Origin of the sequence: Bacillus sp. JJ1521, from assembly GCF_036965165.1 — a bacterium.
Classification (GTDB): Bacteria; Bacillota; Bacilli; order Bacillales; family Bacillaceae_L; genus Ferdinandcohnia.
The window spans coordinates 11,995-20,575 of record NZ_JBALOX010000168.1; the positions used below are offsets into that span (position 1 = coordinate 11,995).

Genomic DNA, 8,581 nt, shown 5'->3' on the forward strand with positions numbered 1-8,581 from the left:
ATCAAGATATTGCACGAATTGAGGTTGAACCTAACGATATGAAAATTGTCCTAGAAAATCACGAAGCCATTACAAAAGAACTTAATTCTTTTGGCTATAAATATATAACACTAGATTTAGTAGGTTACAAGAGTGGAAGTATGAATAAAGTACTTTCTTAAGTAGAAAAGCTTTGGAAAGATTCCAAGGCTTTTTCTTTGTAAAGAATAATATGGTAACATTAAATCACAAACTAACTTAGAATACGATAGAACGTGTAAAGGAAGATGTAAGTATGTCACATGAATACGTCATTGGTCTCGATTTAGGGACAACCAGTGCAAAAGCAGTTATCTTTACTTTAGATGGAAAGGTAGTTGCGGAAGCTGAGGATCTCGTTACCTCTTACTACCCTAAGCAAGGATGGGTTGAACAAGACCCGGATGAAATTGAGCGCTCTGCTGTAAAAGCAATCAATATGGCCATTCAGCAAGCGAATGTTAATAAGGATGAAATTATTAGCCTAGGTATTTCAGCTGCGATGCATTCCATCATTTGCATGGGGGATAATGGAGAGGCTCTTTCCCAAGCATTGATTTGGGCTGATGGTAGAAGTACAAAACAAGCAGATGAACTTATGAAATCAGACGGTCTTGAAATTTTCTCGAGAACAGGTATGCCCATTCATCCGATGTCACCACTAGCAAAGCTAATTTGGATGCAGGAAATTGATTATATTCCATATACCCAATCAAGCTATTTCTTATCCATTAAAGAGTATCTACTTTTAAAATGGTTTAATCAACGAGTAATTGATTATTCAATGGCGGCTGCAACAGGAATGTTTAATGGAAAAACATTTCAATGGGATGAAGAAGTTCTTAAAAAGGCTGGCATCACAAAGGATCAACTTTCAAAAATTGTACCACCTACTTATCAATTAACTGACATTCATACAACTATTGCGGATGAAATGGGAATTTCAAATGAAATGCCATTTGTAATCGGCGCTGCTGATGGTCAGTTTGCTAATTTAGGAATTGGTGCGATTTCCCAAGGTGAAGTGGCTGTATCCGTAGGTACTAGTGGAGCGATTCGTCAATTTACAAAAGGATTCCAATCAAATACAAAGCATGAAACCTTCTGTTATGCTTTTTCCGAAGAGTATTTTATTGTAGGTGGTCCAACAAACAATGGAGGCATCGCCCTCCAATGGCTAAAAGAACTACTCAATTACCAAGAAAGCTTTGATCATTTTACAGCAGAGGCTGCGAAGGTTGGACCCGGTGCGGAAGGATTATTTTTCCATCCCTATATAAATGGGGAACGCGCTCCATTATGGAACCAACAAGCTCGCGGAAATTTCTTTGGAATGTCAATTACTCATAAAACAGAGCACTTTGTTCGTGCCGTTTTAGAGGGCATCACATTTAATCTTTATCAAATCGGTAAAGCATTAGAAAAACAGGCCGGAGAAACTGAAAAGCTTTATGTAAACGGTGGATTGGCCCGGTCATCTTTATGGCTTCAAATGCTTGCTGATGTATTCGGTAAAGAGGTCTATGTTCCAGAAAGCCATCATAGTGCAGCATGGGGTGCAGCTTGGACTGCATTAGTTAGCATTGGTAAAGTAAACTCCTTTGAGGAAATCAAGAACAACATTCCAATGGGAGATCCTGTTCTTCCAAATTTGGAAAACCACGAGAAATACAAAGCCATTTACGCAAAATATGAGGCAATTCAAAAAGATATAATTAAGCATTTTTAAATAACAAAAGCGTCAGTTTTCTACTGGCGCTTTAGCAATTCATCGATTCTAATATCGATTAAGGTGTGTGAAACATGATAGAAGAAATCTTAGAGCAAGTGAAACAAGGAACTTTAAGTATTGAAGATGCAAAAAAACAACTAGCAACCTACGAGAATTTAGGTTTTGCTAAAATCGATCACCATCGAAAAAATAGACAGGGATTCCCGGAAATTGTTTTTGGTGAGGGGAAGACAAAAGAACAAATTCAAACGATTGTAAATGTCATTAAAGAACGAGGAGACAATGTACTTGTAACCCGTATTTCTCAGGAAAAAGCAGACTTTATTTTACAATCAAATCCCGAATTTACATACAACGAAACAGCTCAGATTCTATACTGGAAAGACGATTCACGTGAAACAAAACTAAGGAATGGTTATATCGCTATTGTATGTGCGGGAACCTCAGATTTACGCGTAGCTGAAGAAGCAGCTATTACGGCTGAGGTATTAGGCAGTAACATTCGTCGCTTCTATGATGTAGGGGTGGCCGGCATCCATCGTTTATTTGATAACATTGAAGAGATTCGAAATGCAAATGTTTCTGTAGTTGTAGCAGGAATGGAGGGTGCTCTACCAAGTGTAGTTGGTGGACTTGTTTCCCACCCAATTATAGCAGTCCCAACAAGCATCGGTTATGGGGCAAATTTTCATGGTTTATCCGCTTTACTAACAATGCTTAATTCCTGTGCATCAGGAATCAGTGTAGTGAATATCGACAATGGTTTCGGTGGTGCTTACAACGCTGTCTTAATTGATCAACTTGCACAAAAAGGAGAACTAGATTAAATGAAAACACTCTATTTTGACTGTTTTTCCGGAATAAGTGGGGATATGGTAATCGGTGCATTACTCGATGCAGGTGGAGACCCTCAGAAACTTGTTGAGGAGTTAAAGAAGCTTCATTTTGAGGATGAATACGAATTAGAATGGAAAAAGGTCGTTAAAAACGGAATTACATCTACTAAATTTGATGTCATTCTAAAAGAGCAAGGCAACAAACGTTCACATGATCATCACCACGATCATGACCATGAACACCATCATCATCATCATGAACATACTCATGATCACAATCATAACCATGATCACGCACATATACATACACACGACCATGATCATCACAGCCATGAACAAGAACACCATCATCATTCACATCGTGCCTATAAGGATATTGTGAAGATGATTGAGGAATCTGAATTGGAAAACGAAGTTAAGGAAATATCGCTTAAGATTTTTAAGAAAATAGGTGAAGCGGAAGGCCTTATTCATGGACTTCCATTGGAAAAAGTTCATTTTCATGAGGTAGGTGCTGTTGATTCTATAATTGATATTGTTGGTGCAGCGATTTTACTGCATCAATTAGAAATTACCACGATCAAATCGTCATCTGTTCCAGTTGGAACAGGGAAAATCCATATTGATCATGGAATATACCCAGTCCCAGCGCCTGCTACACTTGAAATCCTTAAAGGTGTTCCAATTGAGCAAAGCGATATTCGTTTTGAGCTAACGACACCAACAGGAGCAGGAATAATTTCTGTGCTTACAGATGAATTTTGCAGTTTTCCTTCAATGAAAGTAGCATCAATTGGCTATGGAGCCGGCACTAAAACATTCAAAGATCGTCCTAATGTTCTACGCGTCATTATTGGAGAATAAACGTTCATTATAGTCCTCACAAAACGTGGGGACTTTTCTTCTTTTTAAATTGCTATTATTGACACCTGTTATATTATGCAGTATAATTATCTTGAATTTAAGATATCTTACTTTAAGATATGTCTATTTTTCATATATTATCATTGCATGGAAAAACTAAAAAATATGCAATAAAATTGGAGGCATAAGAAATGAACGGATTAAAAGGAATACACCATGTTACTGCGATCACTAGTAGTGCAGAAAAAAACTATGAATTTTTCACCTATGTATTAGGAATGCGATTAGTAAAGAAAACAGTAAACCAAGATGATATTCAAACATATCACTTATTTTTTGCAGACGATACAGGCAGTCCAGGTACTGACATGACCTTCTTTGATTTTCCGGGAATCCCAAAAGGTGTTCATGGTACAAATGAAATTTCAAAAACATCTTTCCGAGTTCCAACCGATGCTGCGATTGATTATTGGGTAAAACGTTTTGATCGATTAAATATTAAGCACTTCGGGGTAAAAGAACAATTTGGAGTAAAAACTCTTTCATTCGTTGACTTTGATGACCAACAATATCAATTGGTTTCAGACGAAAATAACAAGGGCGTACCTGCCGGAATTCCATGGCAAAAAGGACCAATTCCATTAGAATACGCAATCACTGGTTTAGGGCCATTATTTGTACGTACTGCCCATTTTGATTTCTTTAAGGAAATGCTTGAAAAGGTATTACAATTTAAAGAAATTGCACAAGAAAGTTCATTCCACTTGTTTGAAGTAGGTGAAGGGGGAAATGGAGCGCAGGTTGTGGTTGAAAATAACTCTATTCTTCCACCAGCACAACAAGGTTTTGGAACAGTCCACCACGCAGCTTTCCGTGTAGAAGATAAATCAGTCCTTAATGAGTGGGACAAGCATTTACGCGAATTCGGTTTCCAAACCTCAGGATTTGTTGACCGCTTCTTCTTCGGCTCACTTTATTCTAGAGTGGCACCTGGTATTTTATTTGAGTTTGCTACAGATGGTCCTGGATTTATGGGAGATGAACCATACGAAACACTGGGTGAAAAGCTTTCTTTACCACCATTCTTAGAGCCAAAGCGTGAAGCCATTGAAAGCTATGTTCGACCTATTGACACCGTTAGAAGTACGAAGGAATTTATAAAAGAATAATCTTGATCTAGGGTGCCCCATAAATAGGGGCATCATTTTTTTGCTTTAGTGATTAATGGTCCATTCTTTAATCAAATCTTAACAATTACCCATTGTACATAGGTCAAAAGACTTGAAACCTTGCTTTTCCCACGTTAATTTCTTCCATTATTACTACCAATGGAAGGATTTTATCGAATTCCATCGAAATTTGTCTTATTTCATTGTATAATTATCTGTTGTAAGACTAAAAAGCTGGGAAAGGATGATGTCCAATGATGGAGTGGGCGTTGGTCATATTATTTGGAGTAGCAGCAGTGTTGCTCATTTTATCTTATGCACTTACGAAAAAAGCAAAAAAGGCAGAACAGCGCGAGCTTGAATTATATTCAGTAAGTTTTATGGAGGAAATAAACAAGCTACAGCAACAAATGAGAAACCTAGAATTAGACAATGAAATTCTCGCAAACCAAGCTGGAATTGATACTACGGACAAAGAACATCGTGAGTTACTTCGTGATGCACTTGATTTACACAAAAGAGGATATTCATTAACTTCCATTGCGAATGAAAAAAACGTAAGTGAAATCGAAGTACAAGGTTTACTATCTCCTTTTATAAAACAAACAGAAGGGAGAAAAGCAGCTAATGACCGCTAAAACATTAACTAGCTTCGCTTCCGGGCTTTTACTTGCTGCGGTTGTTTGTGCTCTTGTGTATTTTTTCGGCCCCCAACAAGCAACAAGTACAAAGGCAGGAGAAAAAACAACTGTCGAAGAGCTTAAAAGCCTTCTAGCTGATGAAGGTTATGTTGTGCATTCAGAAGAGGAATGGAATCAAGCTATTGCTGAAGCGAAGAATCCAGTTGAAAAAACCGAAGAACAACCTAAAGAGGAAGTAAAAGAAGAGGTAGTGGAAGAACAAAAAGAAGAACCAGCTGAACCGGTTGTCAATACAACCGTTATCACTGTCTCCGAAGGTATGACAAGCTATGAAGTTGGAAAGGCACTTATTTCAGCAAATATCATAACTGGAAATGCTTGGGACTTCGCAAATTTAGTTGAGAAACAAGGTGTTGCCAAATACTTAAAGCTTGGCTCACACGAAATTAATAGCAATATGACAACAGACGAAATCATTTCTATAATCTTTAATAAAAAATAAACCTACACAAAAAGACCAAAACCACTAAAAAGTGATTTGGTCTTTTTCGTTTTCTGTGAAACTTTTTTTGTGAAACAAGAAAATTCGAGCGGTGACATGCACCAAAATGTAGGCATTTCACACAAAAAGGAGACAATTGTTATCATTTTCGCTGTGCTTACATATTATAGAATATAATTAAATATTAATTATAAACTTGGTAACTTACTTTGATGTGTTTTATAAATATGTTTTCTGTCAAGAATGAATGTATAGTAAATAAGCTAATGGGGTGATACGAAATGTATACCAATAAAGCAATTCAGGTTCTTGACCGTATGCGTTTATCAAATGGTGCTTATACAGCAAGTTTATCAAATGATTATAGCTATGTGTGGATTCGAGATATAGTATATACAGTTCTTCCTTTTATCAATGAACCGTCTGATAGATATGTGAATGCCTACCATGCCTTATTTGATATGTTTAAGTCGTATGAGTGGAAAATTGATATTCATCGGAAAAAGAAACCAATTTATTTGTTTGAATACATCCATTCACGGTATTCAACCGATTTAAAGGAGATGCCAGTCGAATGGGGGCATGCCCAAAATGATGCGATAGGTGCATTTTTATGGGGAGTTGGTGAAGGATACCGCTTAGGACAAAAAGTAATTCGAGATAAAAAGGATATTGAAATTGTTCAAAAGCTTGTCGATTATCTAGAGTGCCTTCAATATTGGCAAGCAAAAGATAATGGCATGTGGGAAGAGAACATGGAAGTTCATGCTTCAAGTATAGGTGCATGTGTTGCGGGATTAAATGCCGTAAAAATCCTTGTTAATGTAAATGAGGATCTAATCAAAAAAGGTGAGAATGCTTTGCGAAACTTATTACCTCGAGAAAGCGAAACAAAGGATACTGATTTAGCATTGCTTTCTCTCGTATTTCCATATCGGGTGGTTGACCGTGATACTGCACTAAAAATTGTTGAAACCGTTTCCTCAAAATTGGAGCGCAAATATGGTGTGATTCGCTATGAAAATGATCAATATTATAATGAAGGAAAAGAAGCAGAGTGGTGCTTTGGATTCCCTTGGCTGGGGCTTTGCTACTTAGAATTAGGTCAATTTCACAAAGCAAGTGAATATATAGAAAAAACAAAAAGGATTGTGCCTGATAATTGGGAGGTTCCAGAGCTCTATGTAGGTGGTACAAATACACCAAATGGAAACACCCCATTAGCATGGTCAGTTGCGATGTCCTATATTTTCCTCACGAAAATTGAAGACCTTGCACAACAAAAAATATCTTAAAAGGCTGCGAAAGCAGCCTTTTTTATATCGCTTTTAACCAATACACACCCTTCATTATACCAATATAACAAAACACCTGAGATTCCTACCTGTATATACATTATTTCAAAATATCAAATTTCTGCACAAAATAGTAAAAAACTCCCACAAATCAACACTTCATTGTAAACGGTTTCAAGTGATACCATTAAAATAATTTTCGGTAAAATAATAATTTTCCATCTATTCTACCTTATTTGACAATAAAAAACATTATTCGCCAAAGGAATAAAACTTACTCACCACGAATTAATATAATTAAGTGAAAAGGTAATATCAAACCATGGTCTTATTATTTTTTATTAATTTCATACAAATGATATAAATTTTTGGTATTACAAACTTTCTACTTACATATAACAAAAGGAGGATATGATAGTGAATTCTACGCTTGAAAAGCAGGCTGAACTTTTTCCAAGTGAGTTCGACCTGTATTTATTTCATGAAGGAACATTATTAGAAGGCTTTAATATGTTTGGTGCCCATGTTATATCCTATAAAGGGATTGACGGTGTACGATTTTCTGTTTGGGCACCTCATGCCAAAGCTGTGTCTGTCGTTGGTGATTTTAATAACTGGGATGGCAGTGCAAATGGCCTTGAGATGATTCCAAACTCTGGTGTATGGATTGGATTTATTCCAGGATTAAAAGTGGGGGAGATATATAAATACGAAATCACAAATGCAAATGGGGGAAAGAAACTTAAAGCCGATCCATATGCATTCTTTTCTGAGGTAAGACCGAATACTGCATCCGTAATAACTAAACTAGACCAATACAAATGGAATGATAAGAAATGGATAAAAAGCCGGGAGAAAGCAGATTCCTATAATAATCCAATGTTAATTTACGAATTACATACTGGTTCCTGGAAAAAGAAAAAAGACGGTAGCTTTTATACATACCGCGAGCTAGCGGACGAACTAATAGACTATGTAGTTGATCAAGGTTTTACACATATTGAATTAATGCCAATCATGGAACATCCATTCGACTTATCCTGGGGCTATCAAATAACAGGCTTTTATTCTGTTACAAGTCGTTACGGGAGTCCTTTGGACTTTATGTATTTTGTGGATCAGTGTCATCAAAAAGGCTTAGGTGTCATACTTGATTGGGTTCCCGTTCATTTCTGCCGTGATGATCACGGACTTGGAAGATTTGATGGAACTCCTCTTTATGAGCATACAGAATCAAAACGAGCTGACAGACCATTATGGGGGACGTACAGCTTTGATTTTACAAAACCGGAGATTCATAGTTTCTTACTTTCCAACCTTGCTTTTTGGATGGATATGTACCATATTGATGGCTTTCGGATCGATGCCGTATCATCATTAATCTACCTCAACCACGACAACCCGCAACAAGAAAAGCTATTTAATCAATTTGGTGGCGAAGAAAACCCAGAGGCAATCGAATTTATAAAAAAAGCCAATGAAGCCATGTTCAAAAGATATCCGGGAGTATTAATGATTGCAGAA

8 protein-coding genes and 1 pseudogene are annotated in these 8,581 nt (G+C 36.8%); all 9 read left to right on the plus strand.

Features of this window, described 5'->3' with window-relative positions; genetic code table 11:
- Positions 1–161, plus strand: a pseudogene (locus tag V7147_RS20050) (ATP-dependent sacrificial sulfur transferase LarE); the annotation flags it as partial.
- A 113-nt stretch (positions 162–274) separates the two neighbouring features.
- Positions 275–1,747, plus strand: coding sequence for a gluconokinase (locus tag V7147_RS20055; RefSeq protein WP_335369582.1), 1,473 nt, complete (start codon positions 275–277; stop codon positions 1,745–1,747).
- 74 nt (positions 1,748–1,821) lie between these two features.
- Entirely contained in the window at positions 1,822–2,577 is a 756-nt protein-coding gene (larB, locus tag V7147_RS20060; RefSeq protein ID WP_335369583.1) for a nickel pincer cofactor biosynthesis protein LarB, read from the plus strand.
- Entirely contained in the window at positions 2,578–3,450 is an 873-nt protein-coding gene (locus V7147_RS20065) for a LarC family nickel insertion protein (RefSeq protein ID WP_335369584.1), read from the plus strand.
- A gap of 191 nt (positions 3,451–3,641) precedes the next feature.
- Positions 3,642–4,619 carry a ring-cleaving dioxygenase gene (locus V7147_RS20070; protein ID WP_335369585.1) on the plus strand — a complete coding sequence of 326 codons (978 nt, stop codon included), beginning with the start codon at positions 3,642–3,644 and terminating at the stop codon, positions 4,617–4,619.
- A gap of 254 nt (positions 4,620–4,873) precedes the next feature.
- Positions 4,874–5,257 (plus strand): hypothetical protein, encoded by a 384-nt coding sequence (locus V7147_RS20075; RefSeq protein WP_335369586.1) that lies wholly within the window; start codon positions 4,874–4,876, stop codon positions 5,255–5,257.
- Positions 5,247–5,762, plus strand: a complete 516-nt coding sequence (locus V7147_RS20080) for a hypothetical protein (RefSeq protein WP_335369587.1) — start codon at positions 5,247–5,249, stop codon at positions 5,760–5,762. Before V7147_RS20075 ends, V7147_RS20080 begins: the two co-directional genes overlap by 11 nt.
- Before the next feature lie 281 nt (positions 5,763–6,043).
- Complete coding sequence (locus tag V7147_RS20085) at positions 6,044–7,057, plus strand: glycoside hydrolase family 15 protein (RefSeq protein WP_335369588.1); 1,014 nt, start codon at positions 6,044–6,046, stop codon at positions 7,055–7,057.
- 411 nt (positions 7,058–7,468) lie between these two features.
- The coding region (gene glgB / locus V7147_RS20090) for a 1,4-alpha-glucan branching enzyme (protein WP_438824616.1) at positions 7,469–8,581 on the plus strand (1,113 nt) is incomplete at its 3' end.